A 19,283-nucleotide genomic window follows, 5' to 3' on the forward strand; every position below is an offset into this window, starting at 1 on the left:
AATTGGGCTTTTGTCTCGCTGTCGAAAAATTGTTTGCAATCTCGTTGTCGGTACTATTTCAGAATTCAGCAAGTCTCGCAGCACCATTCCTGCCCCGACACTGGGTAATTGATCAGAGTCTCCTACTAACAGAATTTTGGTTTTTGCGGGTAAAGCTTTCAATAGGGAATTGAACAAAAATATGTCCACCATTGAAAATTCATCAACAATTAACCAATCAATATCTAAAAGATTATTCTCGTTATAGTGAAAAGCGTGCCCTAGTCCCTGCCATTGTAGTAAACGGTGAATGGTACTTGCTTCCATTCCAGTTGCGTCTTTCATCCGGTTTGCTGCCTTTCCGGTCGGGGCTGCAAGAGCTATAGTTGCCCCAATGGATGCCAACCATTGCACCAAAGTTTTTAGCACATGGGTTTTACCGCGCCCTGGGCCGCCTGTAATTATACTAATAGGATGTTTAACTGCCATGAATAAGGCACTGATCTGTTCATCACTCAAGCGTGAGAGTTCCTTATATTCAGGCGCTTCAAAATTAGCTAACCAGTGTTCTAGATGTTCTGTTGAGTAAGTTGGTCGGTTAACTAAAGTTTGAATTTTTAACGCTACAGACAGTTCAGCGCGGTAGGCGGCTCTTTGATAAACACTATTGGCAACCTCGCCATAAACTAAAGTTTGGTTCTCAACTAACTGACCAAGAATATTACTCAAAGATTTATAATCGGGTGTATGCTCTTGACGCTGGAGTAAAGACACCGCACGCGCCAGCAAATGGGATTCAGGCAGAAAACAATTGCCTTCACTCAATGCTTCTTTCAAGACATGGAGTAGACCTTTAGAGTAACGAGTTTCACTTGAAAGGGGGATGCCCAAAGATATCGCCAATTCATCAGCAGTTTTAAAACCGATGCCCTCAATGTCATCAATTAATTTGTAAGGGTCGCTTTTGAGTACCGATGAGGTTTGGTGTCCGTAATAGTCACAAATCTTTAAAGTTAACCTCAATGATGTTCTCACAGCCAAAAGTTGGGCAATAGCTCCTCTTATCGGATTGGCTTTACTCTCTGACCAAGCTTTGGTAATTTTATCGATTCGAGATTTCCCAAGTTGAGGAACTGCAAGAAGCTTTTCTGGCGCGGTATCTATTACCAATAAAGTGTCATAGCCAAAGTGTTCTACAAGAGTTTGGGCAGTTTTTTTCCCAATTCCCCGGAAAAGCCCACTTTCTAAATATTGCTGGATTTCGCTCAAGGTTAGCTCTGGAAGTTTATCGACTTTAGGGAACGAAATCATCAAACACCATCCTCCTTGATGCCAGCGTTCTTGTCTAATTTGATCTGCTATAACCTATGTGATCCATTTTTAAATAAAATAGCAGCCACGAACAAAAATAAACATTGCCTATTGACATATCACCGTTATCTTAAGTTGTAATGGTGCAGGTAAACAAACTCACTTTTCACCAACCTCACCCTTCAAGGGTGAGGATTGTCTAAACCAATTTAGGCAACGCAAGAGGTGAATACCGCATTGAGACGCAGGTTGGTACGCACTTCCAGATACTTCCCTAGTCTGGACTATCTGCAAGCCTAATTGGTTAGGTGCTGTTAGACAGGACATCTTATCTGTGTTGCGGGAAGGGACTTAAACGGGTTTTGCTGGTTTCCTGGGCTTATCGCCATTTAAAAACCAGTCCCCGTAAGGGGCTTGTAAAGCCGTCCTTATAGGACGGGGTTTCTACCCATTTTTCTGATGAGCCGAATCATCGCAGTTTTTAATCAGGCGGGAGGTGTTGCCAAAACCACCCTTACCCAAAACCTGGGCTACCAAATAGCACAATTGGGGCATCGCGTCTTGCTCATCGATATAGACCCGCAAGCCAGCTTAACGATTTTTATGGGCTTGGTTCCGAGAGAATTAGAGCAGACTGTCCACAGTGCTATTGTGGATGAACAACCCCTGCCAATTCATGAGGGAATTCATGGTATGGATTTAGCCCCTGCCAATATCTCTCTGAGTACGGCAGAAATGCAATTGGTGAATGCTTCCATGCGCGACTTCCGCCTGAGAGAAGCCATTGAGCCAATTGAAGACAATTACGATTTCATATTAATAGATTGCCCTCCCAGCTTAGGGCTACTCTCTTACATCTCCCTTGTAGCTGCCACTCATGTTCTTGTGCCTCTAGAAACCCATTTCAAAGCTTTTGAAGGTACAGGCGAACTATTAAAAACTGTTGCTACCGTCCGCAATAAACCCAACCGTAAACTACTTCTAGCCGGGTTTGTACCTACAAAATACGATGCCCGTAATTCTCAGGACACTCGTACCTTAGCAGCTATCACCGAACAACTAGCGAACGCTGGAACAATATTCCCACCCATTCCTCGCTCTACTGCTTTTGTTGATGCTTCAGAAGAACGAATGCCCCTGGCGGTTTACGACCCCAAGCACCCATCTATTGCCATCTTGAAAAAAATAGCCGTAAGTTTGGAAGCATTAAAATGAGACGCACCAAAGCCAGTCAACCTCTCAAAAGCAAAATAGAAGTCCCTTGGGACACTACAGGCGTACTGAATGCTGGTTCTCCCCAATCTATGCCATTAGAGCAGATTATTCTGCCACCGACACAACCACGCCGTTACTTTGACCCGGAAGCATTAAAGCAGTTAACCGAATCCATAAAACAGCATGGCATCCTGCAACCGCTTTTAGTACGCCCCCTTGATGCAGAAAAACACGAACTAGTAGCAGGAGAACGTCGCTACCGTGCAGCCCAAGAAATTGGTTTAAAAGAAGTTCCCGTTGTCATCAGAGAATTAGACGATAAAGCAGCTTTTCAACTGGCACTGATAGAAAACTTACTTCGCGAAGACCTTAATCCAGTCGAAGAAACCGAAGGTATTCTGCAACTGCTAGCTCTCAGACTAGGTCGCACCGTTGAAGAGATACCGCCATTATTGCGACGTTTGCAACACGAACGCAAAGAAGCAGCTTTATCTTCCAATAACGTTATTGGAAATCAAAAATCAGCCTCAGATGATGCTGATCAGGATGATGTTGTCAAAGATGAAAACGAGAAATTAGATGCTGACAATAATGTTCTTGTCAAACAAGAATTGGATGCAGCGTCAAATTCCAATAACGTTATTGGAAAAGATGAAAGCAATGAACAGCAAGGCTCAAACCCAGTCAATCCAGTAAATCTAGACCTCAAAATTGTTGAGGAAGTATTTGAAGGCTTAGGTTTAATGACTTGGGAATCATTTGCTAATAACCGCCTACCTTTGCTTAACCTCCCAGAAGATATCCTTGATGCACTAAGACAAGGTTCACTAGAGTACACCAAAGCCAAAGCCATCGCTCAGATTAAGGATACTTCAGAGCGTGTTGACTTTTTAGACCAAGCTATTGCTAACAACTGGTCTTTAAGCGAAATCAAACAACGTGTCAGTGAAAAGAAAAGCCCAGCCTCTACCCCCAACACCGAGTCTAATGATTACAAAGAGCGCTTTACTGCTGCAACCACCAAGCTTAGAAAGTCGAGTATTTGGTCAGACCCGAAGAAGCGTAAGCAAATAGAAAAATTACTTACACAACTAGAGGCACTGACAAATGTTGAGTAACTTTACATACTCGAACTATGACGAAGAAAGCAGAAGGCTAAAATATTTTTTATACTAAGCTTCAGTGCCTTTCAATGTTTAAGTTCCCATGCTAGAGTCAGAAAAACTTATCCAGATAGTACAAGCTTGGTTAAGCTACATCAGGTTAGAAGAACTGACTCAAGCAGAGGTCGAGCGTTCTTCAGATATTTATTCAAAGGTAGTAGATAAGGGAGTGCAGCTTGTTAATAACAAGTTACTCTTAGATAGCGAAGTCTTTACAAGATTCCAGCAACAGCAACAAGCAGCTAAAAGAGGTAACAAAAATGATGTTCAGATGGCTGTTGCTTTCCCACAAATCTATATAATCCAAGGCAAGGGAAAAGAGCAAAAGCTGAAATACCTGCCTCTATTCACCATTGATATTTCACCCATTCTTAAAGGTAATTACCGCAAAACAGGCTGGGACTTGACCGAATACGAGTTTCAGCCAGTTGTCGTTAATTTAATGCGGCTGTACTCTCTAGAAGAAGAGCAAGCTGAATCCCTGATTGTTTCGTCAGGAATTTTGAAATTTCTAGAAGACACATTTAAAGGGAGCTTCCCAACGCTTCGAGACTTTCTTGAACTGGTAGACTTACCCGATGGAAAATATAAAACTTGTCGGCAACCTTACTTGCTGCGTTGCGATTTTACGCCCTATAACGCTCTGCTGAAGCTTGACCTGCAAGAAATACTCAAGCAACTTCACCCCCCTGGCGCTTTGAGTGAATGGCTAACGGGAACTCACCCAGCGATGCAGTACCTCTGGGGTCAGCCACAATCACCCACACATGAAGTGATGTTTTGGGGAGCTTTCCCTTCTCATCCGCCTGATGAATTTCAAGCGTCCGTCCTCAAACACGCCCAGGAGAATTTACTAACTGCTGTTTGTGGCCCACCGGGGACTGGAAAAACAGAAGTGTTTCTGCACCTCATAGCACAGCAAGTAGTCAATCGGGCTTTACGACTTGTTCACGGTGAAGATGATGCAAATAATTTAATATTCTTTGTTGCCACTAATAACAGCACCATTAAAAAATTCCAACAACGCCTGACTATCAATTCTCCTGCTCAACAGTTTTATCTTCCAGGCGGCAACCAAACTAATATCCGTAAGGAAACCCTACCCAAACTGCAATCAACCCAAGATTGGTTGCGTCATGCTGAATTTGATCAATCTGCTTGGCAACAAACCAAACTGGAACTACTGCAAACAGAAAGCGAAATTCAGCGACTAATAGAGCAAAACTACTTTGATGCCAACCAACAAGTTACCGATGTCGAACGGCAATCGCAATTGGATGTAGAAATCCAATCTCTCAATAACGAGATTGCTGCTAAGTCTTCCCAGTTACAAACCCTAACTGAACAGCTATCAAGTTTGGCAGATTATGCAAATTTTCCCATTGATGCCTACCAGCAAATAAAAGAAGCTTTATCCCTGGCAGAACGCGAACTACCAAAAGAGTCCGACTCCATTACAAAACGCGCCTTGGACTGGCTGAGTGTAACTACCGATAAGCTAATTTTCAAACGTCTGGCAAATCGAATTAACGCTGCTGTTTTAAATACCTTGGCTACAGCCCATCCCTTTCAAATGCCCCTTGACCGCTCCAGTTTAATCACAGCATTGACCTCTGTTAACCAAAAACTGGAGTTCAAAAAGCAATGGCAAAGTCTTAACCGAGAAGTAACTGAAATTCAAAGCCAAATAACGGTTTTAAATAAGGAACTAGAGTTAAAACAAGCAGAACATCAACAAATCCAAACACAACTTGATAGTTACCCACAAGGGGATTTCTACAATCGTTTTTACCGTGACCACCACTTATTGCAGCTAGAACTTTTTCAACGCGCCTGGGCGTTTCTGTTGCAAGAAACTCTCCGGCGCAAGGATAGCGTGATGAGAGCATTAGAAACTTATGGCAGCGTATTGATGGGCGATGGACAGGCTCTGCTCAAACTGGAAACTGAGAGTGATGCCATCTACCGTGACTTGAGTTTGATTTTCCCTGTGATTAGCTCCAGCCTGCAATCAATACGTAATATGCTGCCAATTCTTCATTCCAATATCGTAAAGCTGACACTGGTGGATGAAGCTGGGACAACTCTTGTACATCAATTATTTCCTTTGCTAGTGCGATCGCAAAAAGCAGTAGTAGCTGGCGACCCCCAACAAATTGAGCCAATAGTTAACCTTTGCGACGATACCATTAAACAATATCTGAGAACTGCCTTTCTAGATGTAGGCATGGGGAATGAAGACTACTATCGCTATGCCCCCACTGCCAAATACACAGCTACTGCTTATCATCGTGCTGCTGGTGTTAGTGGTACAGAAGGAGACTTAGGCAATGGCATTATTCTCAGAAATCATTACCGTTGCACCCCAGATATTATTCAGTTTTGCAGCCCTAACTATCCTGGTGGTCTGCAAATCCTTTCAGATAATCGCCAGACTGCAACAGAACCACATCTACTGGCATACCACGTCGAGGGAAGCCACACCCATAACACCAATCCAGAAGAAATCAATGCTGTAGAAACTGTTATAACGTCCTTGCTTAAGCATGGCTATTCTATTGGCTCGGATGACAACTCAAAGACAATTGGTGTAATGTCGCCGTTTTTGCAGCAAGCTAACGCGCTGAGGTATCGGCTATCTAATCGGTGGCGAAACTTTTCTTGGGATGATATTGGCACAGTTCACACCTTCCAGGGTGGAGAAAAAGCAGCTATTATCTTTTCTCCTTACCAGTGTCACCAAGAGCATAGTTTTTGGTTTCTCAACCGCAAACCCAATTTACTAAATACAGCCGTTAGTAGAGCAAAGGAATTATTTGTTTTGGTGGGCAATCTCAGGGAACTAGAATTAGCAGGCGGTGAAACCAAGCGGTTGGTTGAACACATTCGGCTACATGGTGAAACCGAAACTTGCGGCAGACTATGAGAGATCACAGATTACCTGACCAATACGCTTAAGAATTTGCAAAATGTTGTACAGTTCTTTGGCAGATGTAAACAGAGCAAAGACCCGTGACAAGTCATATTGTTGTCTGTCGGCTTCTCGCTTCACTTTGATAAATAAAACATCGTCCCCATTTGTTACCATACCAAACACAGGTTTATCGGGTTGAGGGTTAGCCATCAAATAAGCTAGAGCTTGCGGTACAGCCGACCAAATCGAAAGCGTGGTTTTTTTGGACTCTAACACCAACACCCATAACCGATTTTGTAGCACCAAAACATCAATTCGACCACGCAGCACTTCCTCGTCATCATCCAGTACCAAATCCACAGATGATTCTGCTTTAATCCTGAAAGGAGGGTCGTAAAATCCAGACAGTGCTAATAATGGCGACACCACAAGCAACATGACTGTTCCTTCTAACAAATCACCCTCGCCACGGTGGTAAAGATATCTACGCCGTAGTACATCCAAGGCGGTTTTTTCTGCTTCCGTAATTTCGGGCAATTCGCTAGACCACTCAGGAAAAAATTGTTCTGATTCAATGCGAACTAAACCAAAGCGGTTTTCTGCTTCACTCAAACTGGTAATCGCTTCTGTGATTGCTGTGATCTTTGTCATCTTGTTTTCCGCGAGATACTCCAGGTTCAGCGAAGCAACCTGGGGAGAGATAGCGTTAATCCAATTGTATGACTGCATTAAAGAAAGCTAAACTTTTCAGAGATTGCCTTTTTGAGTATTTCAAAGTGATTCATCACAAAGACGAACTATTTCAAGAAATCTCTAAGCAACCCAAGGACTATAATTACCTAGTAGTTGATTGTCCCGCCGGACGTTTAGATGTGAAATAAAAGTAATTTTCTTATTGGAGACTCTCTCTATAACAGAGCTTAAGATGGAAATATCTATGAATAGAATATTGTATTATCATCAACAATCAAACTTTTCTCGAAAAATTCGCATATTGTTAACAGAGAAAATTTTAGATTGCGAACTCAAAGAAGTTAATCTTTTAAATAAACCTCCTGAATTTCTAAAAATTTCTCCTATTGGTAAAGTACCGGTGTTTGTGGAAGAAGATGGTACAGTTATTTGGGATTCTACATTAATTGCAGAGTATTTGGATGAAACCTATCCACAACCTAGTTTTTACCCAAGTAATCCTCGAAAACGGCTTGAGTGTCGAAAATGGGAAGAATTAGCAGATAATTTAGGTGATAATATTATCAACTTATGGGTACTAAATTTGACCAATGATTTAGCCCCGACTCGTTATCGGACAAAATTAGAAACGTCAATTAATCGCCTTTTAGCAATTTTCGAGCAACAATTAGCCCAGTCTCAATACTTATTAGGTAATGATACATGGACAGCAGCGGATGTAGCAGCATTATGTTCCGTGGGTTACTATAACTTTCGCTTAAATGAAGATTGGGTTTTGCAGTATCCTAACTTAGGAAATTGGTTTAATCAATTACACGAGCGCGAGTCAGTCAAGTCAACTATTCCTATGCCTTTGAATTAACAATGTTTTATTGTGCAGCATCTTGAAGACGTGTTGCCATATGTTCAGCAGCTTGCACGTACCGAGAAATCACCAGCCATCAACCCATACAGCAACAGTAGCGACCTCCTGGCAAACTTTACCAGTGTAGTATCTCATGGCTTTTTATTTGCTAACTTACTAATATAGTACATTAATACTAGGTATCGTTATGAATTCAATTCAAACATATGAGACAAGTAGTTAAGCAAATTAAAGAGCGTAAGAAAGTTGAACTCAAACGGAAAGATATTAAATACGAACTTTGGCGTTTGGATGATGCTGAATTTAGGAGGCTTAGGCAAAAGAGCCTTCCTATTAGAGATGATCATATGTTTTATATGCACTTTTATCTTTCAGAACGTGAGAACAAAAATAAACTCAATTTAGCTGAAATTTTGGTGGCTTTAACAGACTTGTTTGGCGAAAGTAGTGATTGGATTGATGATTGGAAAGGTTCTTTTTCTTTTCCCGTATTAATGATTTTAGAAAAAGTACAAGGGAAATTTTTCTATTTGATAGATATCTATGATAATCGCGGTACACTCTACTTCAGCTTCTACAGAGTTTTAGAGAGCGATGTAGAAGGTTACGATCATCAAATACTGCGTGAACCTTTTGAAATAGAATTTTCTCGTCAAGAAATCAACTATTTTATCAGCTACTTTTATGGTTATCTTGAAGGCTCTTTTCAGAGTAGAAAACTCTTGATACCATCTGAGCAATTTTTTCAGAAAATAGGTTCAAATCTTATTATTTATGGGTATAAAGATGAACATTATTTTGAGGAACAGTACCAATCTCCAGAAGAATATCAGACAGCTATTGAAAATCTAGAGTCCATCGGAATTAGTTCTAAGACTTCACAAGATGTCAACGATATTTTGCAAACAATAACTAGCGAAATTGTCGATAAATAAATCTGTGAAATAGTAGCGATACTTAAACTTTTTGAGTAAAAAACAAGCGCCCTAAAGGTATGCAGCTTCCACTCTCTCTGAAGTTTAAAGGTGAGTGCCTTTTAGCACCCTGGATAATAATGGTATCTTTTAGATGTGCTGGAAGTGGTCAAAAGTAGCTAGCAAGGGCGCATTATGGAGAAAAACTATACATTCAAATTTAATTCTTCAACTGCCTTAGAAGCCCTTCAAGTCGGTAAATATGACCCAATTAACTTTTACGAGGCGCGTCTTGACCTGTTCAACCTCTCGGTAATGGCAGATTACGATCAGCTAATTTGCCTGCCCACCCTCACTGCTATTGATAAATACTGGTATCAGATTGAAACAGCCCGAAAAGTCCTTAGACAACTAGGAGGACGGGCATTACTTGCGGATGAAGTTGGATTGGGCAAAACCATTGAAGCGGGACTCATCATAGCCGAATACTTAGCCAGGGGTATGGTACAGTCCCTCCTAGTGTTAACTCCCGCATCCCTAGTTTCCCAGTGGCAATCAGAGTTAAGTGACAAATTTAATATCGCCACTATCACCACAGATAACCGTGACCCCCAACAACCAATAGAATCTTTTTGGGCAGATAATCCGCGAATTATCGCCTCATTAAACACGGCTAAGTCTGCTAAACATTATCCCCACGTCACCAGTCGCACTTGGGACTTGGTTGTTGTCGATGAAGCCCACCACCTGAAAAATCGCACTACCCTCAACTGGAAACTGGTCAATGCCCTGAATAAGCGGTTTATCCTCATGCTTACTGCTACGCCTGTGCAGAACTCCCTTGTGGAATTGTTTAATCTGCTAACTCTCCTCAAACCGGGACTATTACAAACAGAAGCTGCTTTTAAAAAAGAATATGTCGATTCCAGAAATGGACGAGTCCCTAAAAATCCAGAAAAGTTACGCTCTCTGATGCGGGAAGTCATGGTACGAAATACCCGCGCCTTAGTAGATGTCAAGCTGCCCAAACGCTTCGCCACTACGATTACCGTTACCCCAGCCGCAGGTGAGGAGAAACTTTACCAGGACTTGAGTGAGTATTTGCGGAAAGAAGAGTCCAAGCTAGATAGACTCTCCCGTACCAATTTGCTGATGCGTGCTGGTTCATCTCCCGGTGCTTTGGCTGACTCCCTCAAGCAACTGACTCTTCGCTTACCCGATGAAGAACTCAAGTCTTTAGCAAGACGAGCTGCCCAAGTAAAGCAGGTCGAGAAAGCAAAAGCCTTGGTAGAGATGCTGTCAAAATCTCGCCAGAAAACCTTGGTTTTCACAACCCATAAAGCAACTAGCACTTATTTGGCTAAAACTTTGGAAGCCGCAAATATCCCCTTTGCGGAATTTCAGGGTGGGATGTCCCTTAAACAGAAAGATGAGGCGATCGCCGCCTTTCGAGATAATGTTTCTGTACTGCTGGCATCTGAAACAGGCGGCGAAGGACGTAACATTCAGTTTGCCAATGCGATTGTTAATTATGACCTGCCTTGGAACCCAATGAAGATAGAACAGCGCATTGGTCGTATTCACCGCATTGGACAAACCCAAGATGTGTTTATTTTTAACTTTTGTCTCAAGGGCAGTATCGAAGAATATATTCTGCGGATATTGCACGACAAAATTAATATGTTTGAACTGGTGGTTGGAGAGATTGAAACAATTTTGGGGAATGTGGATGATGAATTTGACTTTAGTGAAATTGTCATGGATATCTGGCTTAAACATCAGGTCAAACCCGAATTAGATACAGCCTTTGACCAATTGGCAGATAATTTGTTGAAAGCCAAAAACCAATATCAGCAAACTCAAGAACTGGATGAGCAGATTTTTGGTGAAGATTTTGAAGCTTGAGAGATTGATTTAATTAGATATGATTTCCGACCCGATTATTGCGACCTTAGAAAAAATTGTTTCTCTGCATGACGGAATAGCAGAACCTGCCAGTGAACACATTTTAAATGCGTTATTAACTGAAAATATAGCATCCCTTCTTTCACTCCCCGAAGAAGTTACATTTACAACTAAAGTTGATGTACCTCAAAGTGTTTTTGTTACCTATCATTCAGAAGTATTAAATAAGTTATCAGACCTATTAGCTACTAAAGGACTGATTAGTGCCTTGGGTGTGAAATTTGATGGCTATTTAAAAACTACAGGGTTTGAAAAGACAATCTCAGAGAGATTCGTAGTGCAAAATGGTCTAATTCGTTTTGTAGAAGCTAAACCAGAAATCACTCGTTACATTCTGTGTAATGTGGCTTACACAGCGAATGCAGATGAAAAAAGAATTGGTTTAGTGTCGTTTATTATCAATGAACTAACAGGAGTGACACCAGTAGAAATCGGTGATGCTTTGTTCTGGGAGTCTGACAGAATTTCTGTTGATAATGAAGAAACATCATTATCTATCCCTTTTGATGAATTATTGAAGTTAATTGAACATCAAAGTGCAATATTGATTGGAACATCTCTAGAAAATTGGCAGGCTAAATTAACAAGAGCTAGAGCTAGAGATGAAGACAGACTCAAGGCTTATTACAATACAATAAGCTCAGAAATTCGCAACAAGATTGTGTCAAAACATTTGGAGGGTGATGATAAAGATAAGGAACTAGCACGAATTGAAGCCACTAATAGAGAGTTAGAAAGAAAATTGTTAGATATCCAAGAGCGTTACGCAATGAGTGTGGAAGCTTGGTTGCACAGTGCCATGATTATTCATTTACCTACAGTACATATTCAATGTGAATTGCAAAGGAAGAAAGCAAAACGAACTGTAACAGCAGTTTGGAATCCATTCACTAAAATTATTGAGCCGCTACGCTGTTCCTTATCAGGAGAACCTGTTTACGATTTCTATTTAGATGACAAGGAAGCTAACATTATCTCACCGACAGTTTGGAAGAAGTAATTGCTGATATTTCCGCTACTAAAGGAGGTTTAGATGAAATTGTCACACTTGCCTAACAGCTTCCCATTAGATGGTGCTGTCCGCATCGAGCTAGTAGGAGAAGTGCCGATATTTCGAGCTTCCAGCTTAGTACAGGGGCGACTTGAAGCATTATTAATTAAACAAAAAGAATCTGCACTTACTTCAGAGGAAGAAAAAGAATTAGATGAATATGAGGAATTAGACGATTATCTGAGTTTGGTGAATCGGATGATCATAAATTCATCGCTAATTCAAAACGAAAGTTAATTATAAGGAATTAGAGATTTGTCTGCAAATCGTTATATTAGTGAAGCTACTCAAAATCAAGTAGCGCTTTGCAAAAAAAACGGGTCTGAACCGCGAGAATCTTTACCGCCCCTTGTCACCAGAAGGCAACCCCGAACTGCGAACCATGTCAATTTATAAGGGGTTCAGCCGGGTATCTCGGCGGCTACCCTTTTAGGTTTAAAGCTCTAAAGTGGCATTGCTCATTGCCAAAAATATTCATAATTACTGATTCATACTTGTTTTTCTCTCTTATCTTCTCCTAAAACTTATATATCTTTCAAAAATAGATGCTACCAAATAAAGTATAAATAAAATCAATCCTCCCCACAAAATAACTGTATATATAATCATCCATCGGTTCTCTTTCCTAAGCATCAATGTTTTCTGATTTTTATTTTTAATAAAAAGATTGATTCTATCTCTATCTTCTTGAGCATGAAATTCAATACTATAGCTAGTAGGTATATAAATTTTACCTTTTGTAGTTTTTAGAAAAACTCCGTAACTACAATCTCCACCATCGCATGTTTCATCAATTTCAGCTGATTGGAGTTCTCCAGACGGGATATGAGTTGTATAAGTTCCAAATATACCAGATGAAATAAATTCACAACTAAATTTAGAATATTCACCACGAAGACAACTCAAAGTTGACAAGTTTGGTGCTAACAAAGAGCAAATTAAATATAACATAATGATTGTTATTCCATATATGCTCAATATTGAAAAACCGATAATTTTCTGAATCTTCTCACCTATTAATGGTGCTAACAAATTCCCAAGCATTAATAAGAGAATTATTGTAATAACATAAACATATATGCTCATAATGGTAAAACCGATAATTTTCTGAATCTTCTATTTCAGAATCTTCTCACATTAGCTTATACAATTTTTATATCTTCTCAAACAAATATTTTTGTACCACCCTTAATTAACAAATATTAAACCGATAATTTTCTTGAATCTTCTCACATATCCAATTCCCATTCCACCCTTAGTGAAACTTTAACTTTTTTATTCGCTGCTGGTTTAGCTTCAGGCAGTGAGCCACGCTCATTTAAGTATGACTTCGCTTCTTGCTTGCTCCCGCTTTCCCCCTGGCTTATCAAACACTCAATTTTTTCGCTCTTGATTTTATCAGGCTTGGAGTTGCTCACTTTCTTGGCTGCGCGGTAGAAATATTGTCTTGGAATAATGCTATGGCTTATAAGTAGACGACCAACCTTGCATCATGACGCAAGCGTTGTGAGGGATTGAACTTAAACACCCAACACTCTCGTTCTGTTCTGACATAAAAAGTGCCTTTCGTTCCGTAGAGATACACTCTTGCCTTGTTTTAGAGACTCATATATTTCTTAAGCAAGTGGCATCAAGAATTTCTTCAACTGTGCCACTGCCGAGAGCTTAAACGTTTAGATACGCGACTTACCAGTTCCTTTTTATCGATAGACATTTTGAAGAGTTTCCTAAACAATTTTAGATGTGTTTATTGCGAAATCATACTAACAGAAACTCCAGGACGATTTTTCAATGGTTTCAGCAATAAATCATCTCTAGTTTTGGCTCAAACTCTCAGCTTTGGCAATGAGAATTTATTGATGTCCCAATCTGACCCAATAATTCCCAACACTCACCAAAATCTCTCACAGAAATTTTAATAATTCCCAATGCTGCCCGATATTCTCTAAATTTTTAAATCTTGAATCAACTCTATTGACCCTATTTTCATTAAGCTGAAAACTCACCAATAATTCCCAATAATTCCCAAAACAACTTCAGATCTTCCCAACTCTTCCCAATATTTCTCCAAAATATTGGACTGAAAAATTGACCAAAAATTCTCGCACAGTACGCAAAAAACTTTGGCCAGTTTTTTGAATCAAAATCAAGGAAGAAAAACAAGAACTAACCAAATACTACTTAAAAAAACATTTATACTACATTAAGCATTGAAAAGCTCAAATCCTATTTTCAAGTTCAGCAGCAGCCGTATCTAGCTCCATCTCTAGTTGTTCCACCGTTGGCATGATACCTTTAAGCTGTTCGGGAACGTCTTTTCCTACCTTATGTGTAGAAACGCCGATAGGCTGTGTCATTCCTTGGAGTGCAAGTTCGGCAATAGTCTTGTTTTTAGACTTGCAAAGAATGATGCCGATGGTGGGCTGATCATCAGGATGCCGCAGAATAGCGTTCACTGCGGACACATAGAAGTTCATTTTTCCAGAAAATTCCGGCTGAAATTCCACCATTTTCAGGTCGATGATGACAAAGCAGCGAAGCTTGAGGTGATAAAACAGGAGGTCAAGCCGGTATTCCTGTCCGCTAACCTCAATAGGATACTGGCTTCCCACGAAGGAGAAACCTGTCCCCAGTTCCAGGAGAAAGTCACGAATACGATCCACAAGCGCCCGCTCCAAATCCCTTTCCTGTGCTTCTTTGCTTAATGTCAGGAAGTCAAAATGATACGGGTCTTTAATAAGTTGCTGCGCCAAATCGGATTGGGGTTTAGGCAAGGTCTGGCTAAAGTTGGTGACTGCACTCCCCTGGCGTTCATAAAGACGGCTCTCAATTTGCATCTCCAGGATGGCGCGGCTCCAGCCATTTTCAATAGTCTGCTGGATGTACCAAACCCGCTGCTCTGGTGCTTTTACACGATCCAGCAAAACGCAGTTATGAAACCAGGGAATTTGTGCAGCAGCCTGCTGCACAATTTGCTCGTCAGGGTAGGCTTCCGCGAAAGCCCGCATATATTTCAGGTTACGAGAGGAGAATCCCCTTATATCCGGGAACTCCCGTTTTAAATCCTTGGCTATGCGCTCAATTACTTTAGTTCCCCACCCTTCCGCCTGCTGGCGTTGTAGAATCTCCCTGCCGATCTGCCAATAAAGCAGCACTAATTCCTGGTTAACAGCAAGTGCCGCCCGCACCTGCGCGGTGCGAATGCGCTGTTTAAGGATGCTTATAAAAGCATCATAGTTGCTCAGTTCAGGAAAAAGGGAATCGGTCACTCGTAGAAGAACGTATTAAGCAATTACTGTATTTTACATGAACTGTAGTAACCGACGCTGCGTGAATACAATAAGCTCAGAAATTCGCAACAAGATTGTGTCAAAACTGCCTTTTTTTGGCTATATCTTATTATATTAATCACCTAGACAGCAAAAGGGTAAATAATCTTGAAAAGCAATCACTCAAAGCCAAAATTAAAATCTTTATTATGGCTAAAGCGACTTTTACTTTGGGCTGTTTGGCTTAGTGCTTTGATACTTTTAATAATTACCTTATTTTTTTCCACTCCTATTGCTAACTGGCTTTCAAATTTAGCTTTTATCAAAATTCTTGATGCTCTTAGTAAACTGGGAGTGCTGATAGGTGTAACGGTTTTTTTACTTGAACTCCCAAAACGAGAAGAAAGAATTCTTGCTGAAAGACAGAGGTCACATTTCGAGTATTGGAAAGCAATCGATGCGGCGGCGGCTTCTGGTACAGTTACTAGCTATGCTAGAAAAATTGCTCTGGAAGAATTAGCCAGTGACGGCGTTTCTTTGCGAAATATAGATGTTCAAAATGCCGATTTAAAACGTATTGACTTAACTGGAGCAGATTTAGTAGGAGCTAATCTCACTGGAGTTGATTTTACTGGTGCAATGCTTGATGAAGCTAATCTCAGTAAAGCTAAACTTTATAGAGCTAGACTTTATGGTACTTCTCTTCTAAAAGCTAAATTGGAAAGTACCGACCTCAGAGAAGTTTTATTCGATGAAGATACCAAGTTCCCAATAGGTTTCAACGCAGCAGCAGCAGGAGCATACTTAATTGCGCCTCATGTTTCTCTTCAACAAGTTAAACTCTCAAAAGCGATTCTTTGGGGCGTTAATCTTGAAGAAGCTAATCTTGAGGAATCTGATTTTACAGAGGCTAGTTTTCGCGGAGCAATCCTTAAAAATGCCAACTTCCAAAGAGCAAATTTGAAAGGAGCAAAGTTTGGAAATGCTAACCTTGAAGGAGCAAAACTTAAGAACGCCAATATAGAAGGAGCTAATTTTTGGAACGCTAAAGGTTTAACTATAGAACAAGTTAAATCTGCTCAAAATTGGGAAACAGCAGAGTACAGTAATAATTTTTGTGAACAGCTTGGTTTATCTCCTCGTTAATGCTAGTTTACTTTGGTGAATCCGCGAACGATCTGGTGATTCTCCTGTGTAGTGGCGACAAGGACAGCCAGGAGAGGGACATAGAAAAAGCTAAAGAATATTGGCAGGCTTATCAGGAGGAACAGGATGAGCAAGAAACTGAGAAACCATGACGCGGTTGTGTTCGAGCAGCTGCTGAACCCGGAAATGGCAAAGGCTTACCTGGACGTTGCCCTTGAAGAGTACGAGCAGGATGGCGATCTGGGTTTTTTTCTGGAAGCACTACGTAACGTGGTGGAAGCACGTTCGGGGATGACGAGCCTTGCGGAAAAAACGGGTTTGAACCGCCAGAATCTTTAGATTTACAAAGGTGGAAACCATGATGATCAAATTGCCTAAAACGGAGCTTGGAATTCAAAGCTGAAAATTTAAAAAGGCTCAGACCATCGCTTAACTAAAACCTCCCCAGAACTTCTATCGGGGCTAACGTGCAAATATTTACTCGTAGTATCCAAGCTTGTATGCCCTAAAGTAGCCTGTACCAAATGCACTGGAACACCTTCATCTAAAGCGTGGGTAGCATGACTGTGCCTAAACCAGTGCGCTGAAACATTCATAGCATTCTCCAATTCCGCCGCCGCCGCCGCCCGCTTCACCACCCGGTCAATATGAGAAGGGGCCAAAGGTCTACCCTTAGCACTGGCAAACACTGGCGCATCTTTCAACGCCTCACCGCGCAGTGACATTAAGGAGAGCCATAGCTCCTGGGGAACATGAACTCTACGAGTCCGCCCACCCTTGCCGTAAACATTAATCTGCCCACCGCCCCCACGAGATGAGATCGCATCTTTCCACCTCAACCCACACAACTCAGAAACCCGAATCCCAGTTAAATACAAAGTCTTTAAAATTAACCGATTGCGCTTGTCAGTCGTCGCTGTAATCATCGCATCCACATCCTCCGGTGTCAGAATACGCTCCACCAAAGTATCTTTCGGCTTGGGCAACTTGAACTGCTTGGGAATCGGGCTGCGAGAAATCGGCGGTTTCTCCAAACTGGTCACATAGGAAAAAAACGCCTTAAGGATATTGAGATGCTTAACCTTAGTCGTGTCCGCTTCCTGAAGCGAATCTAACCATTCCCGGACATGGCGGATCTGAATGTCGGCGATCGCTTCCACCGATGTAAAACTTAGAAACTTGTGAATGGTATTTTGATAAGAAGCCCTAGTTTTACCGTGATGCACGTCCAACCACTCTTCTACCAACTCTCTCAGCGTTCTCATACAGGGGATGGGTGTGTGATGAGTAGAAACCTACTATTACACTTCATTATCCCTGGAAAGGTTATTCTTTCGTCACTGACTCCACACACTTAATCCAGACTTATCAATCGTCTCGTCCACAACCCTCATAATCTCGTTGATTGATAAGTTTTACTTAAGTCGCAGGCTGAGTGTGCTGGATACACTATAAAAGCCGGATGCTATACCAAATTTAGGAGCAATTGATATCAATTGACCGAAAAGTGATAGCAACGCTGCCCAGTAGCCCCAGTCCAAGATTTTCACCCCTGCTAAACCAGAAACGGCAGTCTACACCAGCGTCTACACTATGTCTATACGGGAACCCATCGGCGAACTGGACAGCTTCTTTACCCACGCAACAAGTTTCTTAACCACCGAATCGCCTCACTTGTTGTTTGCTCATTTGCAATTTGAAAGCATTGCTGCACAATTTCTCTTACGTTAGGGAAATAGCTGCTTTCTGTAATTACGTAATTTTCACCCTGCAATCTATAAACTAATAGCTGCTTATTCTTTAATAGCCAAACCTCTGGCACTTTATAAGGGAGATAGTCATTAATATCGGTATAACTAGTAACATCTACCTCTATCACTAAATCTGGTGGAGGGTCACTCTGCCAGTCGATACGGCTTTTACCTACTACGGATCTCCAATTTTCAATATAAAAGCAAAAGTCAGGCTCAATGCCGCTGACTTCTGGCAAGCTCATGGTAATGGGCGTAAATGAATCGTATCTTTGCTCTAAATGATCCAGCAACACCTTCGCAATATCTGCCAGCAAGCTCGCATCTCTTCCATGCTCTGGTAGCGGTGCCATCAGCAAAATTTCTCCTGGTCGATATTTAATGCGAGGCGAGCAGCGATCTCCTAGTTGCTGACTCAGTAGTTGGTAATCCTGCCAAGATCCCAACATCCTTACGACTGTACCAGGTGGCAACTCGATTCTTTCAGGTGTAATTACAGTGTGCATATTCGCCTGCCTTTAGAAACTCCGGCTACACCAAAACCGTTGACTGTTTTTGATGACACTCTGTTACGCGCTCTCCTGTGCAGCAAGCCGGACAGCTTCTACATCAACATTGAGTTGTTGGGCAATCTGTTCTATACTCATCCCTGTTTTTAGTAACAGTGGCACAGCTGCTTTCAATATTTTTTCTTGACCCTCAGCTTTCGCTTCCCGATAAACCCTCGTTTCCTCTAAAGTCAGTCCCAGCATAGCTTCCGTTTCCTCTCTACTCAACAAAGAAAACTTGTAAACGGCAATTATGATAATAATATCTATTATCTCGTTTTTCGGCAGTGTGCCAGTTGACTCTAATTGTACCCACTCAATCAATTGCTTCTCGTTTCAGAGAATGCAATTGTCAACTGCATTAAATTAATTATTAATCTGAATTAAATGAAGTAAAAATGACATCATTTATTGATACATTTAAATCTGCCACGTTATAAATAATCTGTTTGCGTCTAAAATGCAAAAGTAGGATATCTGGTTGGTGTTGAAGCTGCTG

The 19,283-nt window shown here is 41.2% G+C and carries 18 protein-coding genes and 1 pseudogene; 10 read left to right on the forward strand and 9 right to left on the reverse strand.

The genetic code is table 11. From position 1 onward, the window contains the following. Positions 1-1,290 (reverse strand): AAA family ATPase (locus tag AACW45_RS29975; RefSeq protein ID WP_190636733.1); only part of this gene is annotated, 1,290 nt, incomplete at its 3' end. A gap of 459 nt (positions 1,291-1,749) precedes the next feature. Here AACW45_RS29975 and AACW45_RS29980 point away from each other — a divergent pair. The 3 genes from AACW45_RS29980 (at position 1,750) to AACW45_RS29990 (ending at position 6,594) form a co-directional block, all read left to right on the forward strand. Beyond that, entirely contained in the window at positions 1,750-2,505 is a 756-nt protein-coding gene (locus tag AACW45_RS29980) for a ParA family protein (protein ID WP_096649061.1), read from the forward strand. Beyond that, entirely contained in the window at positions 2,502-3,623 is a 1,122-nt protein-coding gene (locus AACW45_RS29985) for a ParB/RepB/Spo0J family partition protein (RefSeq protein WP_190636735.1), read from the forward strand. Before AACW45_RS29980 ends, AACW45_RS29985 begins: the two co-directional genes overlap by 4 nt. An 88-nt stretch (positions 3,624-3,711) precedes the next feature. Next, positions 3,712-6,594: a DEAD/DEAH box helicase gene (locus AACW45_RS29990; RefSeq protein ID WP_190636738.1), complete on the forward strand. Its 2,883-nt coding sequence runs from the start codon at positions 3,712-3,714 to the stop codon at positions 6,592-6,594. Here the strand turns inward: AACW45_RS29990 and AACW45_RS29995 are convergent. Then, the gene (locus AACW45_RS29995; protein WP_190636740.1) at positions 6,589-7,233 is read right to left on the reverse strand and encodes a type I restriction enzyme HsdR N-terminal domain-containing protein; all 645 of its coding nucleotides are present in this window, start codon (positions 7,231-7,233) and stop codon (positions 6,589-6,591) included. The genes AACW45_RS29990 and AACW45_RS29995 overlap by 6 nt on opposite strands. Before the next feature lie 286 nt (positions 7,234-7,519). On the opposite strand from AACW45_RS29995, the gene AACW45_RS30000 reads away from it, so the two are divergent. From AACW45_RS30000 to AACW45_RS30020, 5 genes are all read left to right on the forward strand, one after another. Continuing rightward, the gene (locus AACW45_RS30000; RefSeq protein WP_190636742.1) at positions 7,520-8,137 is read left to right on the forward strand and encodes a glutathione S-transferase family protein; all 618 of its coding nucleotides are present in this window, start codon (positions 7,520-7,522) and stop codon (positions 8,135-8,137) included. 209 nt (positions 8,138-8,346) lie between these two features. Continuing rightward, positions 8,347-9,075 carry a hypothetical protein gene (locus AACW45_RS30005; protein ID WP_190636743.1) on the forward strand — a complete coding sequence of 243 codons (729 nt, stop codon included), beginning with the start codon at positions 8,347-8,349 and terminating at the stop codon, positions 9,073-9,075. 174 nt (positions 9,076-9,249) lie between these two features. Further along, a complete protein-coding gene (locus tag AACW45_RS30010; protein WP_190636745.1) occupies positions 9,250-10,959 on the forward strand; it encodes a DEAD/DEAH box helicase in 1,710 nt (569 codons plus the stop codon). A gap of 19 nt (positions 10,960-10,978) precedes the next feature. Further along, complete coding sequence (locus AACW45_RS30015; RefSeq protein WP_190636747.1) at positions 10,979-12,019, forward strand: hypothetical protein; 1,041 nt, start codon at positions 10,979-10,981, stop codon at positions 12,017-12,019. A gap of 33 nt (positions 12,020-12,052) precedes the next feature. After that, entirely contained in the window at positions 12,053-12,307 is a 255-nt protein-coding gene (locus AACW45_RS30020; RefSeq protein ID WP_190636749.1) for a hypothetical protein, read from the forward strand. A gap of 270 nt (positions 12,308-12,577) precedes the next feature. On the opposite strand, the gene AACW45_RS30025 is transcribed toward AACW45_RS30020, so the two are convergent. The 3 genes from AACW45_RS30025 to AACW45_RS30035 all read right to left on the reverse strand — a co-directional run bounded on the left by AACW45_RS30025 (position 12,578) and on the right by AACW45_RS30035 (position 15,339). Further along, positions 12,578-13,156: a hypothetical protein gene (locus AACW45_RS30025; RefSeq protein WP_190636751.1), complete on the reverse strand. Its 579-nt coding sequence runs from the start codon at positions 13,154-13,156 to the stop codon at positions 12,578-12,580. Between the two features lie 143 nt (positions 13,157-13,299). Continuing rightward, positions 13,300-13,488, reverse strand: a complete 189-nt coding sequence (locus AACW45_RS30030; protein ID WP_190636753.1) for a hypothetical protein — start codon at positions 13,486-13,488, stop codon at positions 13,300-13,302. An 801-nt stretch (positions 13,489-14,289) separates the two neighbouring features. Then, a complete protein-coding gene (locus AACW45_RS30035; RefSeq protein WP_190636754.1) occupies positions 14,290-15,339 on the reverse strand; it encodes a PDDEXK nuclease domain-containing protein in 1,050 nt (349 codons plus the stop codon). Positions 15,340-15,507: 168 nt separating this feature from the next. On the opposite strand from AACW45_RS30035, the gene AACW45_RS30040 reads away from it, so the two are divergent. Together AACW45_RS30040 and AACW45_RS30045 are read left to right on the forward strand one after the other, a co-directional pair. Then, positions 15,508-16,485, forward strand: coding sequence for a pentapeptide repeat-containing protein (locus tag AACW45_RS30040; RefSeq protein ID WP_190636756.1), 978 nt, complete (start codon positions 15,508-15,510; stop codon positions 16,483-16,485). Positions 16,486-16,611: 126 nt separating this feature from the next. Next, a complete protein-coding gene (locus AACW45_RS30045) occupies positions 16,612-16,824 on the forward strand; it encodes a helix-turn-helix domain-containing transcriptional regulator (RefSeq protein WP_190636758.1) in 213 nt (70 codons plus the stop codon). A gap of 68 nt (positions 16,825-16,892) precedes the next feature. Here the strand turns inward: AACW45_RS30045 and AACW45_RS30050 are convergent, their stop codons facing one another. The 4 genes and pseudogenes from AACW45_RS30050 to AACW45_RS30065 all read right to left on the reverse strand — a co-directional run. Next, a complete protein-coding gene (locus AACW45_RS30050; protein WP_199331268.1) occupies positions 16,893-17,750 on the reverse strand; it encodes a tyrosine-type recombinase/integrase in 858 nt (285 codons plus the stop codon). Positions 17,751-18,118: 368 nt separating this feature from the next. Continuing rightward, complete coding sequence (locus tag AACW45_RS30055) at positions 18,119-18,742, reverse strand: Uma2 family endonuclease (protein ID WP_190636760.1); 624 nt, start codon at positions 18,740-18,742, stop codon at positions 18,119-18,121. Between the two features lie 63 nt (positions 18,743-18,805). Continuing rightward, positions 18,806-18,988 (reverse strand): hypothetical protein, encoded by a 183-nt coding sequence (locus tag AACW45_RS30060; RefSeq protein WP_242046853.1) that lies wholly within the window; start codon positions 18,986-18,988, stop codon positions 18,806-18,808. Positions 18,989-19,042: 54 nt separating this feature from the next. Further along, a pseudogene (locus AACW45_RS30065) lies at positions 19,043-19,108 on the reverse strand (hypothetical protein); the annotation flags it as partial. Positions 19,109-19,283 lie beyond the last annotated feature (175 nt).

Origin of the sequence: Calothrix sp. FACHB-168, from assembly GCF_963889195.1 — a bacterium.
Taxonomy (GTDB): Bacteria; Cyanobacteriota; Cyanobacteriia; order Cyanobacteriales; family Nostocaceae; genus Aulosira; species Aulosira anomala_A.